Source organism: Pseudoalteromonas sp. SG43-3, assembly GCF_014164385.1.
Classification (GTDB): Bacteria; Pseudomonadota; Gammaproteobacteria; order Enterobacterales; family Alteromonadaceae; genus Pseudoalteromonas; species Pseudoalteromonas distincta.
In genome coordinates this window covers 48,066-73,821 of record NZ_JACJFC010000022.1, presented here as the reverse complement: position 1 = coordinate 73,821, position 25,756 = coordinate 48,066, and the positions used below count along the sequence as shown (strand labels likewise).

The window sequence follows — 25,756 nt, the reverse complement described above, 5'->3', positions numbered from 1 at the left end:
AATCATTTTAAGTGTTTGTTTTTATTTGTTTTTAATTTTAATTTTATCTTGGATTAATTAACATATTTACAATTTGTACTCTTTTGTTACTCTCTGTATGCATTTTGTTTAAAGTGCTAAAATAATTATAAACTTTACAGGGATAAGAATATGAAAAATATATTCAAAAAAAATCTTACAGCAATAGCGGTTCTTGCTTCTCTCGGGGTTACTCTCCCAGCAGCTGCATCTGATGTTGTAGGGTCTATTAATAATATTTCTACTACTGCAGGGTATACAGTAAAAGTCAAAAACCCAGCAACAGGGTTAGAAAGAACACTAAGTATTTCTGATGATGGATCTTTTCGTTTTGCATCTTTACCTTCTGGTAGTTATCAAATACAAATTATAAAAAATGGTGCTGTTGTTGCAGAAGATAACGTTCGAGTTTCGTTAGGAGCAAATGCAAGAGCCAGTTTTGATTTAGCTCAAGTTAGTGACTCTGGGCCTGAAGTAATCCAAGTATTAGGTGCTCGTATATCTTCAATTGATTTAACTACAGCTGATTCGGGGTTAGTAATTACTGATGCTGAAATAGACCGTATGCCTATAAACAGAGACCTTACATCTGTTGCGCTATTAGCGCCAGGAGCGGTTAAAGGTGATAGTGCATTTGGAAACACCGCTTCTTTTGGTGGTTCATCGGTTGCTGAAAATGCATGTTATATAAACGGGTTAGAAGTTACTAATACTCGCCAAGGTCTTGGTTGTGGTGAAGTACCTTTCGAATTTTACGACCAATTTCAAGTTAAAACAGGCGGTTATTCCGCGAAGTTTGGTCGTGCAACCGGTGGTACTATTAATACAACTACTAAAAGTGGTACAAATGAGTGGGAATTTGCGGCAGTCGTACAATTTCAACCTGACTCTTTACAAGAAGAGGGCAGCATCTCTCGTGGTAATAATGGCGCTGGCCAAATTTTCAGAGATGAAAGCCTAGATTCAGATAGCAAAACTGATGTAACGTTTTCTGCTGGTGGTCCACTAATCGAAGATACACTGTTTTTCTACGGCTTGATAAACCCAAGGGATACAGAATCTACATATACTTGGGGTGGAGATGAGTTCTCGCCAAATGATCAATACCGCAACGAATCAGCTTCTGGTGGTGATAATTTATTCTGGGGTGGTAAGCTTGATTGGGATATTAATGAAAACCACAGATTAAGCTACTTTGCGTACTCTAACCGTCGTGATATTGAGCGCTCTGTTTATGAATATGATAATGGGACAGTTGGAGATCGTATTGATGGCGCTCTTCTCAAGCGTGGTGGTGAAGCGCAAAGTTTAAGCTACACAGGTGTGTTAACTGAAAACTTAGTAGTGACGGCAATGGCTGGTAATATTAAGACAGAGTATGAAACACAATCTGAGAACTTAGTTTGTCCTTCAATTACAGATTCACGCGGCACAGCTAACCCAATTACAGGTTGTGGCGCAGGTGGTAGTTTTGGTGCTAATAATGATGAAAACACACAATACCGCTTAGATGTCGAGTATGTCTGGAATGATCATGAAATAACATTTGGTATAGATTATCAAGAGCGTAAGTCAGAAAATGTAAGTAGCCCAATTGGCGGGCATAGTTATGACTACAGAACTTTAGCGGATAATGGTAGTTGGCAAGCTGATAACGGTGCATTGACAAATAATACAGGAGCTGCGCTTGATTATGTAGAGGATCGTATCTTCGATGGTGGTGGTAGTTTTGAATCAGAATTAACCGCTTACTACATTGAAGATCAGTGGCAAGTAACTGATGATTTCTCTGTAAAAGTTGGCCTACGTATTGATGAATTTGATAGCTGGGGTACTACCGGTAAACTATTAACTAGTTTTGAAACGGATATAGCTCCTAGATTAGGTTTTACGTGGGATCCTACGGGTACTGGCGATACTAAGGTATATGGTACATATGGGCGTTATTACTTACCAGTTGCTAATAACACTATTTTTAGAGCTGCATCTGGTGTTAGTGATATCACGACAGCTTATACTTATACTGGTGTTGATTCACAAACTGGTGCCCCTACAGGGCTATCACCACTTGCGGACACGCTTGGGAGTGGCGGAGCTCAAAACTCACAGCAAGTAAGTGGCGTGCCTGTAATACCTGAAAAAGATATTTTCCAAGCTCAAGAGGCGGAACCATTTTCTAAAGATGAATATATTATAGGTATACAGCAAGCCTTAAATGATGAATATACAGTTGGTGTAAAAGGTATTTACCGTGAAGTTGCAACTGCACTAGATGATTACTGTGGACGATATGCATACCCATACTGTGTAATGATAAACCCAGGTGACTCTTCTAGTTGGTACAGCGATGGTTACTATTGGAATGGTACAGATTGGGGGGATTCATCTTTTGATAATGACGGAGTTCCAGATAGTGGTTCGTTAACTACTTATTCGGCGGATACGATAGGCTTACCTAAAGCAAATAATGAGTATACAGCAGTTGAGTTTAGCTTAGATTACAAGGCTGATACTATTCGTTACCAGTTTGGCTATACATGGGCTAGAAGTGTTGGTAACTTTGAAGGCGCTGTTAAATCAGATATTGGTCAAGCAGATGCTGGTATTACTCAAGACTTTGACTTCCCTGCTGTTATGGATGGTTCACAAGGCTATCAACCTAATGATAGACGCCATACATTTAAGTTCTTTGGTAGCTGGGAGCCTATGGAGGATCTAACCGTTGGCTGGAATGCAACCTTACAAAGTGGTCGTCCTAAAAGCTTATTTGGTCAAGGTTATCCGTCAAATGATCCAAATTTAAACGGTGGTTGGGGAGATACTTTTTACATCTACACTAACGAATGCCCTGATACAAACAGCAATGGCGAGTGTGAGCAAGATGAAAAAATCTATGAGAAGCACAGCCGTGGCACGAATGGTCGTACACCTTGGGTATTTAACTTAGATTTATCTGCCGCTTACGACTTTACTATCTCAGATATTGATATGAGAGCATCTGTTAATGTCTTTAACATTTTCAACTCACAAACTGAGTCGTCGTTGAATGAGCACTATGAGCAAAATGAAGGCGAAGTAAATGCTTATCATGATGCTGCGTACTCTTGGCAAACCCCGCGTTATGTTCGATTAGGTATCGAAGCTCGCTTCTGATATTACTAATTACCTCTACTAAAAACCCTTCTGAATAGAAGGGTTTTTTATTTTAAAATTACTTGTTTTTTAACGCTTAAGATTTAAAAAACTGCATTGATTTGGTTAAATCATTAGATAAGCGACTTAATTGCTGTGCATCTTGTAGCGTTGATTGAGCCGATGTTAGCGTTTGATCTGCTAAATTACTCACTTCTTGCGAATCATTTAATGCTTGTGTTGTTGCATTTGATTGCTGTTTAACACGCTCTGCAATTACTTCACCTTGATGTTTAATATCGCCCATACTTTGCTCTGCACTTTGCAATACTTCATTGGTTTGATTGGCTGCTTTTACTGATTGCTCCATTTTTTCAACACTTGAGCGCATTTTTTGCTGAGTGTCGTCAGATGCTTGTTGTAAAGAGCTAATAATTTGATGTATTTCTTGGGTTTGTGTTTGTGTACGCTGAGCAAGTGTTCTTACCTCATCAGCTACAACGGCAAATCCACGGCCATGCTCGCCGGCTCGCGCGGCTTCAATAGCGGCATTAAGTGCAAGCAAGTTTGTTTGATCGGCTATTTCACTGATCCCTTTACTTACTTTGCTAATTTCTTGGCTATCTTGTGCTAGTTTATCGAGCGCTTGTTGGCTCTCTGCAAATTCAATTTGGAGGTCTTGCATATATTTAGCAAGCTCCATTGTATTATCTGAACCTTGTTTCACATGAACTGCAGCATTTTGTGCGGTAAGCGTAGCTTGATGCGCTGACTCTTCAACTGCAAGTGCGTTTTGAGCCATATCGCTTAGTGCATTATAAATGGCATTGACTCGAATTTGCTGTTTTGAAACATCATTGCTTGTTTCGCTACTCGCATGTGATAGCGATTTAGTTGCGTCGCATAGCTCTTCTGTACTTGCTTTAACATCAAATAATAAATGTGAAAATGCATTAAGTAATGCATTGTAGCGCGATGCAATAATTCCCATTTCATCATTAGTGCTCGAATCGATAGTGGCATTTAAGTCGCCATTCGCGGCTCTATTAGCGGCATCAGCAAAGCGATTAATGGTATCAACAACTGCAAAATAAAAACCAATCATCAAATAAAATGCAAATAGCAAACTGATCAATGAAGCAGCTAAAACAAGATTTCGTGTCCACTGTTGAGTTTGTAGTTTTGCCTCAATAAGGCTCTCAAGGGTTGGAATGCTCTTACTAACAAGTTGATTAATACTGCTGTGAACATTGTTTGTTAGTTTAGTAAATTCTGATTGAGTTAATAGAATATCGTCTGGCTCAAGTAGTTTTTCATCTATCGCGTTTTTAAATGCACCCACAGCACTGTGTAAACTAGTTAAAGGAGGCATGAGCGCTTTGTTTACTGATTTATCTGCATTAGTGGCTACATTGAGTATTTTATCGAGTTGTTTTTCGTATAAAGGAAGTGACTTACTAAAATTTGAAAGTGCTATAAACGTATCGGGCGTAAAACGGTTACTAGCTAAAACAGTATTAGCGCTTTGCGCTGTTGAGTTTATTTGCATTATAAGTGCAGGAATTGGCGTGACTAAAGAGCGGTTTACATAAGCGCTTGCTAACTGACTGTCTAAGGCTAGATTTGATTGAATAGAAACAAGTTCAAGTACTTCATTTGCTTGTGTGTCTTTTATGTCAAAGCCGAGTGAGCGAGCTATTTTTATATTTTGATTCGTATCTCCCTGCATTTGATTTGAAAGTATAGCTCTGTAGCCTTTTAAGCCTTGCTGTTGCATTTTTGAAACAGTAATACTTTCACTTAATAACGAGACTAAAAAAAACAAACTAAGTGATAGAGGAACGAGTAAAATTCCAAACATTAAGCTGATTTTAGTTTTGTATTTTAAGTTTGCCATTAGCTGGATAGCGGGAAAAGAAAATTGGCGTAATCCTGACATAAGGCTCTCTTGTATTTTTTGTAATAGAGTAAAGGTGAATAGACCTTGTTATGCTTAATTATCATTCATTTATAGTACACTACAAATAAAAAAAGCCCTTTCGGGCTTTTTTCAATCTTTAGTCTTAATTACATACTTAAAAACAAGTGGTTACAAATGTATAAATAGTAATTTTTAGCTTAAAGTTTAGCAAACGAGCGTTCCGCTGCCGCTATTGTGTCTTTTACTTCTTGCTCAGTATGCGCAGCACATACAAAACCAGCCTCAAATGCTGATGGGGCAAGGTAAACGCCTTCTTCAAGCATGAGGTGGAAAAAACGTTTGAAGCGCTCTAGGTCACACTCAGTTGCTTGCTTGTATGTCGTTACTTTTTCAGCATCAGTAAAAAAGAATCCATACATGCCGCCCGCATAGTTAGTTGTTAGCGCAACACCGGCTTTTTTAGCACCAGCTTCAAAGCCTTCACAAATTGCTTTTGAAATAGCTTCTAACTTATCGTGAAGGCCAGGCTCACTTAATAGCTCAAGTGATTTTAAACCTGCAGCCATTGCAATAGGGTTACCAGAAAGAGTACCAGCTTGGTAAACTGGTCCTACAGGCGCAATGTAATCCATTATTTCAGTTTTACCACCAAACGCGCCAACTGGCATGCCGCCGCCAATTACTTTACCTAAACACGTAAGATCTGGTTTAATGTTGTAATAAGCTTGTGCACCGCCAAGTGCAACACGAAAGCCTGTCATTACTTCATCAAAAATAAGTACTGATTTATATTCGTCACACACATCACGCAAACCTTCTAAAAAGCCAGGCACTGGTGGAATACAGTTCATGTTACCGGCTACTGGCTCTACAATAATGCAGGCAATTTCGTCCGCGTATTTTGCAAAAATAGCTTTTACTTCATCTAGATTATTAAACGAAACTGTAAGTGTATGCTTAGCAAAGTCTTCAGGAATACCTGGAGAATTAGGCACACCCATTGTTAGCGCACCAGAACCTGCCTTAACTAATAACGAGTCAGCGTGACCGTGGTAACAACCTTCAAATTTTAATATTTTATCGCGACCGGTAAAGCCACGTGCTAAACGAATTGCACTCATTGTTGCTTCAGTGCCTGAGCTAACCATGCGTACTTTTTCGATTGATGGAACTAGCTCTTTTACTTTTTCAGCCATTAATATTTCGGCTTCAGTTGGTGCGCCATAGCTAAGGCCATTTTCTACAGCTTCGTGTACAGCTTGTTTAATTGCAGGGTGATTATGGCCCATGATCATAGGCCCCCAAGAGCCAACATAATCAATGTAACGATTACCGTCGGCATCAAATGTAAACGCGCCTTCTGCTTTTGTAATGAATAGTGGCGTACCGCCTACACCATTAAAAGCACGAACTGGTGAGTTTACGCCACCAGGAATAGAAGCTTGGGCGCGTTCAAATAAGTCTTGGCTAATTGTCATGAAAAATCCTATAAATTGTCACTTAAAAGGGGGTTAGCTGTCGCGTTTGCGGCTAAACCAAGGTACGTCTACTTCATACTTATCGACTTTGTTTTCTACGCCGAGTGTTAAAGCAAACAGTGCCATACGAATTAATACGCCATTTTGTACCTGGCGGAATATTGCTAAATTGTCGTTACTGTTTAAGTCGTTATCAAGCTCGTTGGCTTCTAAGCGACTGTCACGTGGAAGAGGATGCATTAATACAGAGTTAGGCTTACAGTGAGCGCTGTAAATAGATTGGCTAATCCTAAAACCGCCACGGTATTTATTTGCTTCTTCTTGCGATGGAAAACGCTCTTCTTGAATACGTGTTTGGTAAACAATATCGGCTGCTAAATTGCCTTCCATCTTATTTACTAGCTCAATTTTATGGCCAGCATTTTCTACTGCATCTAAAATGCTTGTTGGCATTTGTAAGCCGTCAGGCGCGACCATCGAAAACTTTACATTTTTATAATGGCACAATAGTTTAGATAAAGAATGCACTGTGCGGCCATACTTTAAATCGCCCACAAGCGCTATATGCATACCATCAATATTTTGACCAAAACGATGTAATTCGCGCTCAATGGTTAATAAGTCAAGTAATGCTTGAGTAGGGTGCTCATTTGGGCCGTCGCCGCCATTAATAACCGGCACAGTACAGCCGTCAGCAAATTCACTAACTGAGCCTGCATCAGGATGGCGCATAGCAACAGCGTCAGCATAAGCTGAAATAACGCGGGCGGTATCGTAAAGAGACTCACCTTTAGCAAGGGCTGAACTTTGCATACCTGTAGTTTCACGTACGCCACCGCCAAGTAAGTTAAAGGCGGTGCCAAAGCTAACTCGTGTACGAGTGCTCGGTTCAAAAAACAAATTAGCTAAAATAGCGCCTTCTAGCACCGTAGTTTGCTTTTGCTTTTTAGCATAAGGCTCCATTTTTTTTGCTACTGCAAAAATACGTTCAATGCAGTCTCTGTCTAGCTGATTTACAGACAGTATATGCTCACCTTGGAAACTTAACATGGGGTTATTCCTAATCAGTCAAATGGGCGCGATAATCCATAAATGGAGCACGCAATCGCGCGTGTTAAAGCAAGTATTGTAAATTGCAGCGAAGTTTAACATGCGCCGCAAAGCTTATAAATTAGGTTTTATTACCGCAAGTGCCACTATGATGAGCAACGCAATAACTGGGAGCTCATTAAAAATACGGTAAAAGCGGTCTGTCTTAGTGTTGCGGTCATGTTTAAAGTCATTTAATAACTTAAAACAGTAGCCGTGGTATATATATAATATGATCACCAGCACTAGCTTATAGTGCAACCACATACTGTATCTAAACCAATCACGACCATATTCAACAATGGTCAATACACCAAATACAGCGGTTAATACAGCAAATGGGGTAACGAAATAAAGTAGTCTGCGCTCCATAACTTTTAACATAGAGTTGCATGATCTTTCCTCGCTCATAGCGTGATATACAAATAATCGAGGCAAGTAAAAAATACCGGCAAACCACGCAATCATAAAAAATATGTGGAGTGTTTTATAAATCAATAATGCGCTCATAATAGTCCTTATTGTTTAAAGTAAGCTGTTACGAATGGTTAAAATATGATGAATTTGATCCCAGCGTAATAGCCCCATAATTTGTTGATTATCTAAAAGGTTATAAACGTAAAGCGCGCCACTTCTTTTATCTTTTAGGATATCGAAAGCATCGGCTAGGGTGGCCTGACTACTGATGCCCTGCAAGCTAATATAATTTATATTTATTGTTTCATTAGACATTAGCGTTAAATCGTATTCAGCGAGACGATAGCCATTTTCTTCGTCAAAAACAATTAACGGAGTTTGGCTATCCATGGCATCTAATGTGCTTTTTATTTGCACTTTGTCGTCAGAATAAAGCAATTTAAAGTCTTCATCCATATCATCCATTATCCCCACTTTTTGTAATGCTTCGGTAGCGGGAGATACATGGTACGGTAATCCCTGAAAATCTAGTTGCTGCAAAAATATGGAGCGATTTCCAAAAAACTGTAATGCTGTTACATAGGCCGTGGTGATCACAAGCATAGCTGGAACAATTATTTCAGGTGACGATGTAAGCTCCATGACCGTTGTTAAAGCAGCTAGTGGTGCATGCAATGTGGCGGCCATTAATCCGGCCATACCTAAAACTCCATAAGTACCCGCTATATCAGTGCCAGGACTAATAAACTGAGCAAAAAAAGCCATTAATGTACCAATTAATACGCCAAGTCCAATTACCGGACCAATTAAACCGCCCGGAATACCCAAACCGATAGCAAACAATGTAGCAAGTAGTTTAGCGATTAAAATAGTTGTGAGTAGCTTTACGTCATCAGGAGATTCAACCGCGATAGTTATTGCGCTCATACCAGAGCCCATAGCATGAGGCACTGCGTAAGCTATTAAGCTGGCAATGCACCCTGCAATTAATAAACGAGGGAACATACTTAAAGGTTTAAATGTTTTAATAATTAGCATTAAGTTTTGATTAAAGCTAAATGCAATTGCACCCAGCGCCATGCCGCATAATATTAAATAAGGGTAATGCCAACCACTCAATGGCGCTATGGTAATGAGCGCAAGCTCTGAGCCTTCACCAAAAACAAACTGTGTGGCCAGTGCGCCAGTAACAGCGGCAAGCATGATAGGTACAAATATATGTACTTTATATTCACGAAGTACCACTTCCATTACAAAAATAACGGCTGCAAGTGGAGTATTAAACGACGCGGCTATACCTGCCGCTACTCCACAACCACTTAGAGTACGCATGGCATTATGCGGTAAATGCAGCTTATCTGCCAAAATACTCGCCCCCGTTGCGCCCATATGCACGGAAGGCCCTTCTCGGCCAACTGAAAAACCGCTAATGAGAGCAAGTGCGCCACCAACAAATTGATTAACCGTATTGTATAAAGGCATTTGCCCGTAGTGACGTTTAATTCTGTGTATAACAAAGGGAATACCCAAGCGGTAATGTTTAAACCCAGTAAAGGCAGCAAACGTGGCTATTAGTAATGCAGCAACTAAAGGCATTAGTACACGTTCAAGTGTTGGTAGGGTAGTAAAGTCGTCAGGTGTTTCTAAAAATAAGCTTTGGAAAAACAGAATGGTTAAGCGAAATAAAATAATAAAAAATGCAGCAATTAATCCGGCAACTACGCCTAATAAGCATAATTGTACAGATGTTTTAGGTTTTGCCAGCCGACGCCTGAGTTGCTCAAGCCACATGCATAATTCCTCGCTGTATTTTTCAGCAGCATTTTAGCAAAAGAGTTTAGCTAAGTCCTTGTGATTTTGAAATTTTCGTAACTTATATTAACAATTTGCAGTGAAGATTAAGACCTATTGCCTATAACTAAAATATTTAATGAGTTTATAGCGTATAAAGGTCGCTTTTAGTTTGCTTAAGTATTATTTTAGCTAGTTAATGTTTGGCCACTTTTTTACTAATTTATAGATATAACTTAGAGGAAAGAGTTGTTTTACTATACTTGATTAAAACACTCGGGTATTAGATAATCACGCCATTGCGATATTGAGGGTTTTAAAATGTCTGAAGAATTACCAATTAAGTTCAGCGATGCAGCTGCTGTTCGTGTTAAACAGTTAATCGACGAAGAAGAAAACCCAGACTTAAAACTGCGTGTTTATGTAACAGGCGGTGGTTGTTCTGGTTTTCAATATGGTTTTACTTTTGATGAAAAAGCGAATCCTGGCGATTTAGAAATTGTAAAAAATGGTGTAACACTCGTTATTGATCCAATGAGCATTCAATATTTGGTTGATGGTGAGGTTGATTACACTGAAGGATTAGAAGGCGCACGCTTTTTTGTATCTAATCCAAATGCGACAACAACCTGTGGTTGTGGTGCAAGCTTTAGCGTTTAACAGCCAAACGCTAAATAGAATAAAGCCGCTTTTGCGGCTTTTTTAATGCCTACAAATCAGTTGGTGCGTATTCGGTAATTTGCATTATCAATACAAAAAAGCCGAGCACAAAGGCTGAAAACGCTAAAATATACATAAAGCCTTTTTTACCTTGTTTAATTGGTACGCCGTTGTGGCGCAAAAAAAAGTACCAACCTAAACACAACACGATAGGTAATAAAAAAAGAAGTCTGAACATTACTTGGCCTTTTTAGTGCAAATTATTGCTTAATAATAAACGTGTAACATTAAAAAGGAACAAATATGTTATAAATATTTTTAAGCTGTTTTATGAAGGTAATATTATTTTTTTAATATTTTCTGATAACTTAGGTCAAATATTCAGTGTTTATAAATGTTCGTTCAGGTTGATTTTGTACCGAGTATGTAATTAATTATTTAACCAAAGTGTTAATAGTATATAATGTATCCAAGAATGAGACGGGCAAAATTTCATTCTCAATAAAAACAAATCTTTACCATATTATTAGCGTAGTTTTTAGCTGTGTTGGTGGAGTGAGTAGCAACACATGCTTTATTAAGCAATAGCTTGCTATTGAAAGTATGACTGCTTACCTGCCTACGGCTATTGATGGAAACTACTGCTTTAATGGGTACGTCAAATCATCTAGTAGGAGATGTAAAATGATGGGCAAAACAGTTTCTTCTGAAGAAAATGCAAAGCTAACAAAGTGGCTTAAAACTAAGCGCCATGAAAAGGGTCATACAATGCGAAGCCTAGCACAAGTGCTTGGAACGCCTCATTCGTTTATCGGCAAGATTGAAAATCAAGAACGCCGCTTAGATGTAATTGAGTTTGTTCGCTATTGTACAGCTCTTGAAGTTGATCCACATGAAGCACTCAGCTTGCTAAAAGTAGATTAACTCAATAATTGCTTAGTACACTTTAAGGGGCACTTGATAGTGCTAAGCAATATGTTAATGCAGGGATGCATTAAATATTTTTGTGGTAATTCTTCTCAAGCTCATACAACTTATGCCTAATCAGATATAAAAATATCAACGAAGGTAAAACCATTAAGGCTGTTAAAATAAAGAACAGCGACCAATTTCCCATTAACCAATCATCAATTACTACACCACTGTAGCTTGAAAGCAATGTTCGTCCTAAATTCCCTAATGACGCCAGTAATGCATAGTGCGTTGCACTAAATGCTCTATCGCATAACATCGATATAAAGGCCACCATAGCGACCAACGACCACGCTTGCGTAAAGCCATCAATGACAATAGCAAAGGCATACAGCCTTAGGTCAGGGCCAACTAAAGCAATCCACGAGAAGGCTAAGTTTGAAGCAGCCATTGCAATTCCACTTACAAATAAACCCTTAACAATGCCATATTTTTGATTAAATAAACTGCCAACAAAGGTAAATATGATTGTAAGTACCGCTGTACCTACCTTCGAAAATGTAGCTATATCGCTATTGCTAAAACCAATTTCTTTATAAAACACAATCGACATGCGCCCTAAAAACGCTTCGCCTATTTTAAATAAGAAAATAAACGCAAGTAATGCTAGTGCTGTTTTAACGCCATTTTTAGTAAAAAAAGCTCTAAAGGGATCAATAACGGTTACCGCAAGCCACGCAACAGTTTTTGTTAAAGGAGTTTGTTTTGTAGAGGACAGTTTTTCAAGGTACACACGTTCAAGTTCGGCATGTACTGCTTCGCGGTTAGTTTCGGGCTCTTTTGCAAACAGTGCTCCACTCATTAACAGCAGCATTACGGCAGCTAAAAAGTAATAAATTTGTGGCCAGTCGAGCGAGGGGATATCGGCCATGTAAAATGGAATGGCGCCTAAAAGTGCATAACCTGTCCACCAACCCGAAGTTGCCATGGCGGCTGCAGCGGTTGCTTTGTGTGATTCGCTTTCGCTTAGGGTGTCTATTCTAAAGGCATCAATAGCAATGTCTTGAGTAGCCGAAGCAATGGCGATTAATAAACAAATCGCAGCAACAATTGCCAAATTAGCTTTTAAATCAAGCCCTGCTAATAGCAAGGTGCCAATAAAAATAAAACTTTGGCAAAATAGTATCCAACTGCGACGCTGGCCTAGCCATTTATATAAAATAGGAAGTTTTGTACGGTCAATGAGTGGTGACCACAAAAAGTTTATGCTGTAAGCGCCAAATACAATGCCAAATAGGCCTATCATACTGCGACTTAGCCCCTCATCTTTTAGCCAAGCAGACATAACAGAGCCAATTAAAACCCACGGAAAACCGCTACTCATACCAAATATGAAAATGTGGATTAAGCGTTTGTCTTTAAAGTAAGAAAAATATTCGCTAATAGAGAGAGATTTGCTCATAGGGCCTTCATTGGCTTTGATGCAGAGCAGCTAGGCTGCTCTTAAAAAATTATAGTGGGACTTGTTCAAGTACTTTAATATTTAAGATGACAACAGGTTTTTTAGGTACGAAATCGTAGCCAATTTTTTCATTAAAACCGGTTTCAACAGTCATAATTTTATCAAGCGTGTCGTAACCATCCATTACGCTACCAAATACTGCAAAGCCCCAATCTTTCCCTGGATTTAAGTGATCGTTGTTATCCATATTAAAAAAGAATTGGCGAGTTCCTGAGTGCGGTTGTCTATCTTGATAGGCCATAGCAATGCTATACATATCGTTTTTTAAACCGTTACCGCTTTCATTAAAAATAGGGTCATTTTCATGTAGGCCATCATAGTCTTTATCGTAACCGCCACCTTGAATAACAAAGTCGCGATCATTTTCTACATCGCGCTCAATACGGTGAAAAACGCTGCCTTGATAACTTTTGTCTGACACGTAAGTTAAAAAATTATTGACTGTGATGGGCGCTTTAGAACGATCCAGCTCAACCACGATGCTACCCATTGACGTTACAATTTCTACGCGTGGAAAAATGTTGTCCTTTTGCACAAAGCGGCCTTCTTGGGCTGCTAAGCTACTTACACTAAAGAATAGGCCTAAGCAGATTAAAAAAAGTCGTTTCATAGTTAACCTTCTAAAAATTCTATTAATTCAGGGTCAGATACAATGCGGGTAATAACTTGCTCAGTCAACTTATTGAGTTGACCTTCTATTTTTGCTTGCTCATGACTAAATGGGCCTTCTAAATTAGCACTACCTCTATACACTTTACTAAAGTTACTTGAGGCGCGAATAACACGCACGCCAAGTTCTATGTGGGCTTCGCTGGTATGGCTCACTAGCTTTTCGGTTACAACAGCTTGCAATGCATGAATATCTACTTCAAAGCGAACCGTTGCTAAGTTAGAAATACTGGCTCCATTGCGGCTTAGGGCGCTGTCTAACACACTTTTAATAGAGCTGGTAATACCTTGGCTTGCAAAGGTTTTAGTTTTGTCTGACTCAATAAGTTTAAGTGTTGATGTATCGCCACGTAAATCAATTACACTAGTACTTAAGCTACTATTTATAGTGCTAATTTGACCATTTTTATAAACAGGGTTAAGTATTACTTGGCTAGGCTGATTCGCGCAGCCAGCAAGTATCAGTAATACACAATACCCAATTATAATGTTTGTTAATTTCATTTATAGCATTCCACTATTTTTTGTTGCACTTAAAACGACAAACTTTTTGTTTGAACCTAACAACTTACAGTTGCCAAACATACGGTTTAATTTATCATGATAATCTAAATGACGATTACCAATAATACGCAGCTCGCCGCCTTCTTTTAAAGTATCTTTTGCTTGTTTAAACATTTGCCAAGCAATGTGGTCGGTAACGGCCTGAGCTTGGTGAAATGGAGGGTTACAAAGCACCATATCTACACTGTCTCTTTCAAAGCCTGTTAAACAGTCGTTTTCGATGAACTCGCAGTTATCAAATTTATCGCCTAGGTTAATTTCTACATTTAACCGAGCCGACTCTACTGCCATGTAAGACTCATCAACAAAAGTAACTGATGCATTAGGGCAACGAGCAAGCGTCATTAATCCAACAACTCCGTTACCACAGCCTAAATCAATAATGCTTTTAGCTTTTGGTGTTTCTGGTAAGTAGTTAAAAAAGAAGCGTGCACCAATATCTAACGAATCACGCGAAAACACATTTGCATGGTTTGTTATATTAAACTCAGTACCTTCAAGCTCCCACGTTACAGGGAAATCTGCTGCTTTATATCCGCCTTTAGCTGTACTTAATATAAGACGGGATTTTTTAACTGCTAGGCTAGTTTTTGTTTCACCAATAAATTGCTCAAATGATTTTATTGTTGAGTTATGAATTTCTTTTGTTTTACCTGCGGCAATTACTGGCGTACCAGGTGCAAGGACTTCACTGAGTTCACTTAACTGAAACTGTAAAAAACCTACATTACGAGGGATTTTAATAAGTACTAAATCAACATCCTGCGGTAATGCAGACAAACTATCTAATTGTGTAAAATCTGCTGTAGGCAGCTTGTTTTCTTGTAAGTTATAAGCCGCAGCTTGGTGGCTAATATAAGAATCGTTAACTGAACAAACCGTTAACTTATTAAAATAACAAGCAAGTGCACCAAAGCTATCGTTTAAAATAAGCAATGAGCGACAATCAGGGTGATGTTCGTTAACATAATTGATAAGGTACTCATCTGCCGAATCCCACGCTTGTAAGCTGCGGTTTTTTTGATCCAAAGGAAAGCGTTCAAGAGTAAAGGTTTTATCGCCTAGCTGGGCTTGCGTCGTCATAATGGTTCGTTGATCAGTAATCTAATGTAGGTAAATTCTAACATGCAACGGCAAAACGCCAACCCCCAACAGTTACCAAATGGCTTTTCTTATCAAAGTAGGGCACTTAGTGCACAAAAAAGCCTCGATCTATTTTATTATTTGCAAAAAAAACTACGTTGGCAGCAACCCGATGTAACTGTTTATGGTAAAACGGGGCCTATTCCACGGCTACAATGCTTCATGAGCGATTTAAATATTGAATACGGCTATTCAAGTAGTAAGCAAATAGTAGAGCCATGGGATGAATTGTTACTTAATATGAGAAGGCGTTTAGAGGCGCACTTAAATCAGCCTCTAAACTCATTACTCGTTAATTATTACCGAGATGGTAATGATACGATGGGCTGGCACAGTGATGATGAAATAGAGCTTGGTGATAAACCAACAATTGTGTGTGTCTCGCTAGGAGCTGATCGGATTCTAAAGTTAAAGCACAAGGCGAGCAATAAAGTAACCGACTTAAAATTACAAAGTGGCAGCTGTTTAATAATGAATGGACATAGCCAGCGAGATTATCAACATGCAATACCTAAGCAAACAACGCTTGCACATCCCCGAATAAGTTTAACTTACCGATTTATTAAGCACATTAAACAAAAGCAATTTAGTTAGCCAAGCGCTGCGTTAAATTGTTATAGTAAGTGTATAAATTAGCTAATTAAAACGGTCTTTTATGTCAATGCAGCAACAGATCCAAGAAAAAATAAGCAACGCTATTGCGTGTAAACATTTAAACGTAATTAACGAAAGCCATATGCACAGTGCGGGCACTGAATCACACTTTAAAGTAATAGTGGTTAGCGAAGGTTTTACAGGTAAACGTTTATTGCAGCGCCATCGTGAAATTAATGAAATTCTAAAAGATGAATTAGCAAATCATATTCATGCACTCGCAATTCATACATATACACCCGATGAGTATACAGAGCAGGGCGGCGAGGCACCTGATTCACCTAATTGTATGGGCGGCTCTAAATTAGCTTAAATAATTAATAGCGATTTGATTGTTACACTTGTGGTTAACTGATCAGATCAGTGTTTTTAGTATTAGCCTTTAAACTAGCGCTAATTTTTATTGTAAAAGATATAGGATGATCAATGGTCATTAAGCCTAAAATTCGTGGATTTATCTGCACAAACGCACATCCAGCTGGTTGTGCAGAGCATGTTCAAGAACAAATTAACTATGTAAAACAACAAGGCGCATTAAAAAATGCACCAAAAAATGTATTAGTTATTGGCGCATCAACAGGCTACGGCTTGGCTTCGCGCATTACAGCAGCGTTTGGTGGTGGTGCTAAAACATTAGGTATTTTCTTTGAAAAAGAAGGTACAGAACGCAAAACAGGCTCTGCTGGTTGGTACAATACCGCTGCTTTTCAAGATGCAGCAGACGAAGCAGGCCTTTGGTCTAAAAATATTAATGGCGATGCGTTTTCTAACGAAATTAAACAAAAAGCAATCGACACTATTAAAGCAGATTTGGGCAAAGTAGATTGTATTATTTACAGCTTAGCGTCTCCTCGTCGTACAGACCCAAATACGGGCGAAGTTTACTCATCTACGCTTAAACCAATTGGCAGTGCCGTTACTACTAAAAACTTAAATACATCAAAGCGTGAAATTGATGAAATTACTGTTGAAGCTGCAAACCAAGACGATATCGACAACACCATTAAAGTAATGGGCGGTGAAGATTGGGAAATGTGGATTGACGCATTAAAAGAAGCGGATGTATTAGCCGATAACTTTAAAACGACTGCGTACACTTATATTGGTAAAGAGCTAACATGGCCAATATACGGACACGCTACTATTGGTAAGGCTAAAGAAGATTTAGACCGTGCAACCGCTGCTATTAAAGAATCAACAAAAGATTTAAATGGTGAGGCATATGTTTCATCACTTAATGCTGTGGTAACGCAAGCAAGTTCTGCTATTCCTATTATGCCGTTATATATCTCTGCTTTATTTAAAGTTATGAAAGCAGATGGCACATACGAAGGCACTATTGAGCAAATTCACGCTTTATTTAGTGAAAACTTGTATGGTGAATCTCCTCGCTTTGACGACGGTGGACATTTATTCCAAAACTACAAAGAGCTAGAAGACGATGTACAAGCTCGCGTGCAAGCTGTTTGGGATAAAGTAGATACGAGCAGCATTGATGAGCTAACAGATTATGTTGGTTACCATAATGAGTTTTTACGCTTATTTGGTTTTGGTATAGATAGTGTTGACTACGATCAAGATGTAGATTCAGTTAAGCCAATTGCCAATATGATTGACTAACAGAACTTAGGGCCTGTTTATCTTTCGAGGTTAAATTTGCAGCAGTCTGTTTGGTATTTAGGCAAGGCAGAGCCTATGTAGTGTGGTTATTCCCCATAAATGGGCGATAACGTGGAATAAATGCCAAACATGCGCTGCCCAAAGGGTTCTGCCTAGGGGCTATTTACTCTTTGTTGCTCGGTTTTTACTTAGCCCACTAGGTTACAAACCTCACGCCGCGATTAAATAGCCCCTAGATTGAACAAATTTTAATCCTGAAAGGTCAACAGGCCCTAGTTATAAAAAGCCGCTATCGCGGCTTTTTTTGTATTATGCGATTTGTTGAATTTACGATGAAATCAGGAATGATAATTGCTTAGGCTACCACTTTGGTCTAGCTTGATTTTTATTTAATTCACTTAACAAAACTAAATAAGTGTTTCTGTCGTATAATTTTCATAAATACACTCGCATAGTCATCTAAAATGATGTTAAAATCTCGACAATATGTGATGAGTTTTACTACGTTGCTTGTTTGATATCTCTAGCAAGCTGCTCTTTTGTACCTTGATATAACTTGGAATAACTCAAATGGCGACGTGGTTGATACGATTTTTCAGTTTCTTTCCTTTAATGTAATGCAAGTGCGTATGATCAACATAAAAAAAGGTCTGGATTTACCCTTAGAGGGCGCGCCACAGCAAGTTATACATGACGGTTCTGCTGTCAAACGTGTAGCTGTGCTTGGCGAAGAGTTTATCGGTATGCGTCCAACCATGCATGTTCGTGTGGATGACCAAGTCAAAAAAGGCCAGGTACTTTTTGAAGATAAAAAGAACCCAGGCGTCCTATTTACTGCTCCAGCTTCTGGTACAGTAAAAGAAATAAATCGTGGTGCTAAACGTGTGCTGCAATCTGTTGTTATTGAAGTAGCAGGCAGTGAGCAAATCACCTTTGACTCTTTCAAAGCAGACGAGCTTCCGAGCTTAGAGCGCGAAAAAGCCAAAGAAGTACTTATCCAGTCTGGTCAGTGGACAGCACTTCGTGTTCGCCCATTCAGCAAAGTAGCGGCTGTGGATGCAAATCCTAGTTCTATTTTTGTGACCGCAATCGACACAAACCCATTAGCTGCAGATCCTGCAGTAATTATTGCAGAAAATGCGCAAGCATTTGAAGCGGGTCTTGCAGTTGTTTCGCGTTTGACCGATGGCAAAGTATTTGTGTGTAAAAAAGCAGGCAGCCAAGTTCCTAGCTCATCTATAGCTCAAGTAGAAGTACATGAGTTTGGTGGTGTGCATCCGGCTGGCCTCGTTGGCACTCATATCCATCATCTTGATGCAGTTTCTGTTAGCAAACAAGTTTGGCATATTGGTTACCAAGACGTTATTGCGTATGGTCACTTATTCCTTACTGGTGAAATTTACACAAATCGTGTTATTTCGCTTGCAGGTCCTCGCGTTAAAAACCCACGTTTAGTGAAAACACAATTAGGTGCTTCATTGGATGATTTAGTGGCTGGTGAGTTAGAAGACGGAGATAACCGCGTTATTTCTGGTTCTGTTCTATCGGGTTCTATTTCAAACGGTGTTCATGCATTTTTAGGTCGTTACCACGTTCAAGTATCTGTTTTACTTGAAGGTCGCGAAAAAGAATTGTTTGGCTGGATTGCACCAGGTAGTGATAAATTCTCTGTAACGCGTACATTCCTTTCTCACCTTGCACCAAGTCGTTTATTTAAAATGACAACGTCAACAGGTGGTTCAAAACGTGCCATGGTACCAATTGGTAGCTACGAGCGCGTAATGCCGTTAGATATTTTGCCTACTCTATTATTACGTGACTTAATTGCACGTGATTTAGACAGTGCAATTTCATTGGGCGCGCTTGAACTTGATGAAGAAGATTTAGCGTTATGTACCTTCGTTTGTCCAGGCAAATACGAGTATGGTTCTATCCTACGCGATTGCTTAACTACGATCGAGAAGGAAGGCTAGAGAGATGGGTTTAAAAAAATATCTAGAAGATATCGAGCCGAATTTTGAAGCCGGTGGTAAATATGAAAAGTTTTATGCACTGTATGAAGCAGCTGCAACTATTTTTTATACACCAGGCTACGTAAATAAAGGCGCGACACACGTACGCGATAACATCGACCTAAAACGTATGATGATTTTAGTGTGGATGGCGACGTTCCCAGCTATGTTTTTTGGTATGTTCAATATCGGTCATCAGGCCGCTGGTGCTTTAGCACAAGGTTTTGAACTAGCAAACACGTGGCAAGTTGGTTTGTTCCAGTTATTCGGTGGCGAGTTAACCGCTGATGCAGGCTGGGGCGCTAAGATGTTCTATGGAGCATGTTTCTTCTTACCTATCTACGCTGTAACATTTGCAGTAGGTGGTTTCTGGGAAGTTATATTTGCTTCAGTGCGTAAGCATGAAATTAACGAAGGTTTCTTCGTTACTTCTGTATTATTCGCACTTATTTTGCCAGCAACTATTCCTTTATGGCAAGTTGCGTTAGGTATTACGTTTGGTGTAGTAATCGCTAAAGAAATCTTTGGTGGTACTGGCCGTAACTTCTTAAACCCTGCTTTAGCCGGTCGTGCATTTTTATTCTTTGCATACCCAGCTCAAATCTCAGGTGACACAGTATGGACAGCAGTAGATTCTTTCTCTGGTGCAACTATGCTAGGCCAAGCATTTGCTGGCACACTTGACTTTGCAAACATGGAATTATGGTGGAATGCGTTTTATGGTTTCATTCAAGGTTCTGTAGGTGAAACATCTACACTTGCATTATTAGTAGGTGGTTTGTTCTTAATTTACGTTCGTATCGCTTCTTGGCGCATCGTACTAGGTGTATTCCTAGGTATGGTAGCAACTGCATTTTTATTAAATGCTGTTGGCTCAGAAACTAACCCTGTATTTGCAATGCCTTGGTATTGGCATTTCGTACTTGGTGGCTTTGCGTTTGGTATGTTCTTTATGGCTACTGACCCTGTATCAGCTGCATTTACTGACAAAGGTAAATTAGCATATGGTCTACTAATTGGCTTTATGGTGGTTATGATACGTGTTGTGAATCCTGCTTTCCCAGAAGGCATGATGCTAGCAATCTTATTTGCTAACTTGTTCGCTCCACTGTTCGATCACTTTGTAGTGCAGGCTAATATTAAGCGGAGGTTGGCACGTAATGTCTAGTAATAACGAATCAATCGGCAAAACGTTATCAGTTGTTGTAGCACTATGTTTAGTGTGTGCAATCATTGTATCGTTTGCTTCTGTACAGCTTCGTCCTTTACAGCAAGCTAATAAAAACAAAGATATTCAAAGCAATATCTTAGCTGCTGCGGGCATCGACAAAGTTGAAAATGTTCTTGAAACATTTGATGCAAAAATCGAAGCGCGCGTTGTAAACATGACTACAGGTGAGTTTGTAGATACAGACCCAACAATCTTTGACTTTGAAAAAAGCAAATATGATGCAGCGCTAAGTGTTTCTCTTCAAGAGAAAGGCGTTAAAGATATTGCTGGTATTCAACGTGTGACTAAAGAGTCACCGGTGTATATCTCTAAAAAAGAAGATGGCTCAGTTGATGCAATCATTCTTCCTATCCAAGGCTACGGCTTATGGGGCTTGATGTACGGTTTTATCTCGCTTGAAAGCGATGGTGAAACAGTTAAGGGCATTATCTTTTACAAGCATAATGAAACCCCAGGTCTTGGTGGCGAAATCCAAAATCCACAGTGGACTGCTACATGGGAAGGTAAAGAACTTCCAATTCAAATTGTTAAAGGTACTGCGGGCAATGATGAGCATAAGATCGATGGTCTTTCAGGTGCTACATTAACGTCTAACGGTGTTGATCATGCAGTTGACTTTTGGACTGGCGAAAATGGCTTTGGCCCTTTCCTTGCGAAAGTACGTAAAGGAGCATTGAAATAATGGCTGATACTAAAGAAATGAAGGCGGTCCTATTTGGCCCGGTTTTAGCTAACAACCCAATCGCACTACAAGTACTTGGTATTTGTTCTGCGCTAGCGGTAACGTCTAGCTTAAAAAATGCGTTAATTATGTCAATCGCATTGACACTTGTAACTGCGTTTTCGAGCTTCTTTATCTCGCTTATTCGTAACCAGATCCCATCATCTGTACGTATCATCGTACAAATGACAATTATCGCATCATTGGTAATCGTTGTTGACCAAGTATTACAGGCATTTTCTTATGCTACTGCAAAAGAGCTTTCTGTATTCGTTGGTCTAATCATTACTAACTGTATCGTAATGGGTCGTGCTGAAGCATACGCGATGAAGTCGCCACCACTTATGTCATTCCTTGACGGTATTGGTAACGGCTTAGGTTACTCTGTGGTACTACTTACTGTTGGTTTCATTCGTGAGCTATTTGGTAAGGGTTCACTATTCGGTGTTGATATTATCCCATTAGTACAAGATGGCGGTTGGTATCAGCCTATGGGTCTATTGATCTTACCACCGAGTGCATTCTTCATCATTGGTTTATTCATATGGGTACTGCGTACTTATAAGAAAGACCAAGTAGAAGCTAAAGCGTAAGGGGCAAATAGTGGAACATTATATTAGTTTATTTGTAAAAGCCGTTTTTATTGAGAACTTAGCGTTGTCATTCTTCTTAGGCATGTGTACTTTTTTAGCGGTATCTAAAAAAGTAACTACATCAATTGGCCTAGGTATAGCGGTTATAGTTGTATTGGGTATTTCTGTACCTGTAAACAACTTGGTTTATCATGCGGTACTTGCACCTGGTTCACTAACTTGGTTAGGTTACCCAGATGCAGATCTTAGCTTTTTACGTTTCTTAACTTTCATTGGTGTTATTGCAGCACTTGTGCAAATTCTTGAAATGGCGTTAGATAAGTTTTTCCCTGCACTATACAACGCGTTAGGTATCTTCTTACCACTTATCACAGTTAACTGTGCAATATTTGGTGCGGTATCATTCATGGTTGAGCGTAACTATAACTTCGGCGAGTCTGTTGTTTATGGTATTGGCGCTGGTGTTGGTTGGGCACTTGCAATTACATTACTTGCAGGTATCCGTGAGAAACTGAAATACTCAGACGTACCTGACGGCTTACGTGGTTTAGGTATTACCTTCATCACTGTTGGTTTAATGGGACTTGGCTTTATGTCATTCTCTGGTATTTCACTGTAAAGGTAGCGAGGATAAATCATGGATTATCAGATTTTCTTAGGCGTTGGTGTTTTTATCGCTATCGTTGTACTACTGGTTTTAGTCATCATTGGTGCTAAATCTCAGTTAGTTGCAAGTGGCGATATTATCATCGGCATTAATGGCGACCCAGATAAAGCCATTAAAACATCAGCAGGTAGTAAGCTTTTAGGCGCACTATCTGAGTCAGGTATATTTGTATCATCTGCTTGTGGTGGCGGTGGCTCTTGTGGTCAGTGTCGTGTACACATTAAAGAAGGTGGTGGTGATATTCTGCCAACTGAGCTTGATCACATATCTAAAGGTGAAGCCCGTGAAGGCTGTCGTTTAGCGTGTCAGGTAAATGTTAAAAATGACATGGAAATTGAACTTGAAGAGTCAATTTTCGGTGTTAAGAAGTGGGATTGTGAAGTTATCTCTAATGATAACAAAGCAACGTTCATCAAAGAACTTAAGCTGCAAATTCCAGATGGCGAGTCAGTGCCGTTTCGTGCGGGTGGTTACATCCAAATCGAAGCTCCACCTCACCATGTTAAATATGCAGATTTCGATGTTCCTGAAGAGTATCGTGGCGACTGGAACCATTTTGGTTTCTTCGATCTGGAGTCAAAAGTAGACGAAGAAACAATTCGTGCTTACTCAATGGCTAACTACCCAGAAGAAGAAGGCATCATTATGCTTAACGTGCGTATTGCTGCTCCACCTCCAAGAAACCTTAGCTTGCCATGTGGTAAAATGTCTTCGTACATTTGGTCACTTAAAGAAGGCGACAAGGTAACTATTTCGGGCCCATTTGGTGAGTTCTTTGCTAAAGACACTGACGCAGAAATGGTATTTGTTGGTGGTGGTGCTGGTATGGCGCCAATGCGTTCTCATATCTTTGACCAACTTAAACGTTTGAACTCTAAACGTAAGATGAGTTTTTGGTATGGTGCACGTTCTGAGCGTGAAATGTTCTACGTAGAAGATTTTGACGGCCTAGCCGCTGAAAATCCTAACTTCGTATGGCATACAGCACTTTCAGATCCACAGCCTGAAGATAACTGGGAAGGCTATACTGGCTTTATCCATAACGTTTTATTTGAGAACTATCTTAAAGATCACGAAGCGCCTGAAGATTGTGAGTACTACATGTGTGGTCCTCCAATGATGAATGCGGCAGTTATTACTATGCTTAAAGATTTAGGTGTTGAAGACGAAAATATCTTACTAGATGACTTCGGTGGCTAACACTAATACCAAAACAGTTTAGTTTTGGTTAAAATACCAGCCTCGTAGCACTTGTGTTACGAGGCTTTTTTTATTCTTTAATTTTATCAATCTATTAAGTAGAGCTGTTATGAATCGAGTAAGTACTTCACAGGGCATAATGGCCTTTTTACTAATTACACTGACTGTATTATTGTCTGGGTGTGGTGAAAAGCCAGAGTTAAAAGAAACCTTTTTAGAAGGTAAGACTATGGGTACCACTTATCATATTAAATATTATGATGAGCAAGCCCAGCTATCGGCTTCACAACTACAGCTGCAAATAGACGCTGTTTTAAAAGATGTGAACCAATCTATGTCTACTTACATAGAAGACTCTGAAATAAATACATTTAACAGATTACCTGCAAATCAAGTCATGCCAATTAGCGAAGATTTTAGGGCTGTTATAAGCGAGTCTATTCGCTTGGGTGAATCGACTAAAACACTCGACGTAACAATGGGGCCTTTAATTGATTTATGGGGCTTTGGGCCTGATAAAAAACCAACTAATCGCCCAAGTGATGAAGAGCTTGCAAGTATGGTTGAAAAAATAGGCATTGATAAACTTATCTTAAATGAGCAAGGACTTGCTAAAACAGTTAATGGACTGGAGCTTTCTTTTTCGGCAACAGCTAAGGGCTATGGTATTGATAAAGTTGCCCAGTTATTAGAAAGCCACGACATTACTAATTACATGGTTGAGATTGGTGGTGAGCTGCGTATAGCAGGTGAAAAGCCAAATAATCAGGATTGGAAAATCGCGATTGAGCAACCAGATGCGCAACCTGGAGAGCGTAAGGTACACCGTGTCTTATCGCCAGGTACAAGTGGTATAGCGACATCGGGTGATTACCGTATTTTTTATAAAATGGATGGCGAGATCTATACCCACTTAATTGATCCAGCAACAGGTATGCCTATTAAGCACGACTTAGTGTCGGTAACTGTGCTTCATCCAAGTGCTATGACGGCAGATGGTTTAGCGACAGCACTTACTGTAATGGGGATGCAAAAAGCGCAAGCTTATGCTGAGCAACATGATTTACCGGTTTATTTAATAGGTAAATCAAAAGAGGGTTTAATTACCTACTCAAGCCCAGCATTTAAGTCTTATTTATAGTATGGTGCTGACTTGTTTATTTCCGTGTTATTTGGGTATATAATAGCAGTCGCTCAAAAATATTTGAGTTTAATTTATTGCTGATCAATAGGGGCTAAGCAATGTCACTTTTTCTTCTTACTTTTGGCTTACTAATTTTGATAGTTTCGGCTATGGCCGTTGGTATGATCGTGCAAAAAAAATCTATGGCAAGCAGCTGTGGTGGTTTAGGTTCGGTTGGTATTGATAAAGCCTGTGATTGCGATGATCCATGTGATAAACGCAAAAACCGTTTAGCAAAAGAGCAAGCCTGGAAAGAAAACCAAATTATTTAAGCCTGTCTTAAATATTAAAAAGCGCTTTATAGCGCTTTTTTTGTGCCTGTAAAACGCCTTCGCATCATAGCTTCCAAAGCAATCCAATCTAAATGTATTAGACAAAGGTATATAGTTTAGTTTTTTTCACCTATTAGGTTTATTTTTCTCGTTTGTCAAATTGGAGCTAACACTCTAAAGTTTAACCATAGACAAAGAGCAAGGCTCTCGTCATAAGCTTGAGGCATAAGTTAGCCTCGCTTAAAAGAATCTTTATATTGTGTGTGAAGATGTTGTCAGTGTGAAGG

General features: G+C 39.3%; 24 protein-coding genes. 14 read left to right on the top strand and 10 right to left on the bottom strand.

Going from position 1 to position 25,756, the window contains the following annotated elements; translation table 11 throughout:
• The first annotated feature begins 150 nt into the window (after positions 1-150).
• On the top strand, positions 151-3,171 hold the full coding sequence (locus H5157_RS17495; protein WP_024596270.1) for a TonB-dependent receptor: 3,021 nt from the start codon (positions 151-153) through the stop codon (positions 3,169-3,171).
• 76 nt (positions 3,172-3,247) lie between these two features.
• Here the strand turns inward: H5157_RS17495 and H5157_RS17490 are convergent, their stop codons facing one another.
• The 5 genes from H5157_RS17490 to H5157_RS17470 form a co-directional block, all read right to left on the bottom strand.
• Positions 3,248-5,089 (bottom strand): methyl-accepting chemotaxis protein, encoded by a 1,842-nt coding sequence (locus H5157_RS17490; protein ID WP_182725162.1) that lies wholly within the window; start codon positions 5,087-5,089, stop codon positions 3,248-3,250.
• 179 nt (positions 5,090-5,268) lie between these two features.
• A complete protein-coding gene (gene hemL, locus H5157_RS17485) occupies positions 5,269-6,549 on the bottom strand; it encodes a glutamate-1-semialdehyde 2,1-aminomutase (protein ID WP_024596268.1) in 1,281 nt (426 codons plus the stop codon).
• Positions 6,550-6,582: 33 nt separating this feature from the next.
• Positions 6,583-7,599 (bottom strand): aspartate carbamoyltransferase, encoded by a 1,017-nt coding sequence (locus H5157_RS17480; RefSeq protein ID WP_002958914.1) that lies wholly within the window; start codon positions 7,597-7,599, stop codon positions 6,583-6,585.
• A gap of 114 nt (positions 7,600-7,713) precedes the next feature.
• Positions 7,714-8,148 carry a CopD family protein gene (locus H5157_RS17475; protein WP_002958913.1) on the bottom strand — a complete coding sequence of 145 codons (435 nt, stop codon included), beginning with the start codon at positions 8,146-8,148 and terminating at the stop codon, positions 7,714-7,716.
• 15 nt (positions 8,149-8,163) lie between these two features.
• The gene (locus H5157_RS17470) at positions 8,164-9,846 is read right to left on the bottom strand and encodes a chloride channel protein (RefSeq protein ID WP_002958912.1); all 1,683 of its coding nucleotides are present in this window, start codon (positions 9,844-9,846) and stop codon (positions 8,164-8,166) included.
• A gap of 321 nt (positions 9,847-10,167) precedes the next feature.
• Here H5157_RS17470 and erpA point away from each other — a divergent pair, with 321 nt between their 5' ends.
• A complete protein-coding gene (erpA, locus tag H5157_RS17465) occupies positions 10,168-10,506 on the top strand; it encodes an iron-sulfur cluster insertion protein ErpA (RefSeq protein WP_002958911.1) in 339 nt (112 codons plus the stop codon).
• Positions 10,507-10,555: 49 nt separating this feature from the next.
• On the opposite strand, the gene H5157_RS17460 is transcribed toward erpA, so the two are convergent.
• Positions 10,556-10,744 (bottom strand): hypothetical protein, encoded by a 189-nt coding sequence (locus H5157_RS17460; protein ID WP_024596569.1) that lies wholly within the window; start codon positions 10,742-10,744, stop codon positions 10,556-10,558.
• A 446-nt stretch (positions 10,745-11,190) separates the two neighbouring features.
• Here H5157_RS17460 and H5157_RS17455 point away from each other — a divergent pair, with 446 nt between their 5' ends.
• Complete coding sequence (locus H5157_RS17455) at positions 11,191-11,430, top strand: helix-turn-helix domain-containing protein (RefSeq protein ID WP_002958908.1); 240 nt, start codon at positions 11,191-11,193, stop codon at positions 11,428-11,430.
• Positions 11,431-11,500: 70 nt separating this feature from the next.
• On the opposite strand, the gene H5157_RS17450 is transcribed toward H5157_RS17455, so the two are convergent.
• The 4 genes from H5157_RS17450 to H5157_RS17435 are packed head-to-tail and all read right to left on the bottom strand — an operon-like array spanning position 11,501 to position 15,256.
• Positions 11,501-12,880 (bottom strand): AmpG family muropeptide MFS transporter, encoded by a 1,380-nt coding sequence (locus tag H5157_RS17450; RefSeq protein WP_002958907.1) that lies wholly within the window; start codon positions 12,878-12,880, stop codon positions 11,501-11,503.
• A gap of 49 nt (positions 12,881-12,929) precedes the next feature.
• Entirely contained in the window at positions 12,930-13,550 is a 621-nt protein-coding gene (locus H5157_RS17445; protein WP_002958906.1) for a peptidylprolyl isomerase, read from the bottom strand.
• 2 nt (positions 13,551-13,552) lie between these two features.
• Positions 13,553-14,113: a YajG family lipoprotein gene (locus H5157_RS17440; protein WP_024596567.1), complete on the bottom strand. Its 561-nt coding sequence runs from the start codon at positions 14,111-14,113 to the stop codon at positions 13,553-13,555.
• Entirely contained in the window at positions 14,114-15,256 is a 1,143-nt protein-coding gene (locus tag H5157_RS17435) for a methyltransferase (RefSeq protein WP_024604970.1), read from the bottom strand.
• A gap of 42 nt (positions 15,257-15,298) precedes the next feature.
• Between H5157_RS17435 and H5157_RS17430 the strand changes: the two genes are divergently transcribed.
• From H5157_RS17430 to nqrM, 11 genes are all read left to right on the top strand, one after another.
• Complete coding sequence (locus tag H5157_RS17430) at positions 15,299-15,910, top strand: alpha-ketoglutarate-dependent dioxygenase AlkB (RefSeq protein WP_182725161.1); 612 nt, start codon at positions 15,299-15,301, stop codon at positions 15,908-15,910.
• Positions 15,911-15,971: 61 nt separating this feature from the next.
• Positions 15,972-16,283 carry a BolA family transcriptional regulator gene (locus tag H5157_RS17425; protein WP_024596564.1) on the top strand — a complete coding sequence of 104 codons (312 nt, stop codon included), beginning with the start codon at positions 15,972-15,974 and terminating at the stop codon, positions 16,281-16,283.
• 113 nt (positions 16,284-16,396) lie between these two features.
• Positions 16,397-17,590, top strand: a complete 1,194-nt coding sequence (gene fabV, locus H5157_RS17420) for an enoyl-ACP reductase FabV (RefSeq protein ID WP_024596563.1) — start codon at positions 16,397-16,399, stop codon at positions 17,588-17,590.
• Positions 17,591-18,219: 629 nt separating this feature from the next.
• A complete protein-coding gene (locus tag H5157_RS17415) occupies positions 18,220-19,563 on the top strand; it encodes a Na(+)-translocating NADH-quinone reductase subunit A (protein WP_024596562.1) in 1,344 nt (447 codons plus the stop codon).
• Positions 19,564-19,567: 4 nt separating this feature from the next.
• On the top strand, positions 19,568-20,770 hold the full coding sequence (locus H5157_RS17410) for an NADH:ubiquinone reductase (Na(+)-transporting) subunit B (RefSeq protein WP_002958899.1): 1,203 nt from the start codon (positions 19,568-19,570) through the stop codon (positions 20,768-20,770).
• Positions 20,763-21,515: a Na(+)-translocating NADH-quinone reductase subunit C gene (locus H5157_RS17405; protein WP_002958898.1), complete on the top strand. Its 753-nt coding sequence runs from the start codon at positions 20,763-20,765 to the stop codon at positions 21,513-21,515. The genes H5157_RS17410 and H5157_RS17405 overlap by 8 nt, the downstream gene beginning before the upstream one ends.
• A complete protein-coding gene (locus tag H5157_RS17400) occupies positions 21,515-22,147 on the top strand; it encodes an NADH:ubiquinone reductase (Na(+)-transporting) subunit D (protein WP_002958897.1) in 633 nt (210 codons plus the stop codon). Before H5157_RS17405 ends, H5157_RS17400 begins: the two co-directional genes overlap by 1 nt.
• Positions 22,148-22,157: 10 nt before the next feature.
• Positions 22,158-22,766 (top strand): NADH:ubiquinone reductase (Na(+)-transporting) subunit E, encoded by a 609-nt coding sequence (nqrE, locus tag H5157_RS17395; RefSeq protein WP_002958896.1) that lies wholly within the window; start codon positions 22,158-22,160, stop codon positions 22,764-22,766.
• Between the two features lie 18 nt (positions 22,767-22,784).
• The gene (nqrF, locus tag H5157_RS17390; protein WP_002958895.1) at positions 22,785-24,014 is read left to right on the top strand and encodes an NADH:ubiquinone reductase (Na(+)-transporting) subunit F; all 1,230 of its coding nucleotides are present in this window, start codon (positions 22,785-22,787) and stop codon (positions 24,012-24,014) included.
• Between the two features lie 109 nt (positions 24,015-24,123).
• Positions 24,124-25,155: an FAD:protein FMN transferase gene (locus tag H5157_RS17385; RefSeq protein ID WP_182712248.1), complete on the top strand. Its 1,032-nt coding sequence runs from the start codon at positions 24,124-24,126 to the stop codon at positions 25,153-25,155.
• 101 nt (positions 25,156-25,256) lie between these two features.
• On the top strand, positions 25,257-25,469 hold the full coding sequence (gene nqrM / locus H5157_RS17380; RefSeq protein WP_007376137.1) for a (Na+)-NQR maturation NqrM: 213 nt from the start codon (positions 25,257-25,259) through the stop codon (positions 25,467-25,469).
• Positions 25,470-25,756 lie beyond the last annotated feature (287 nt).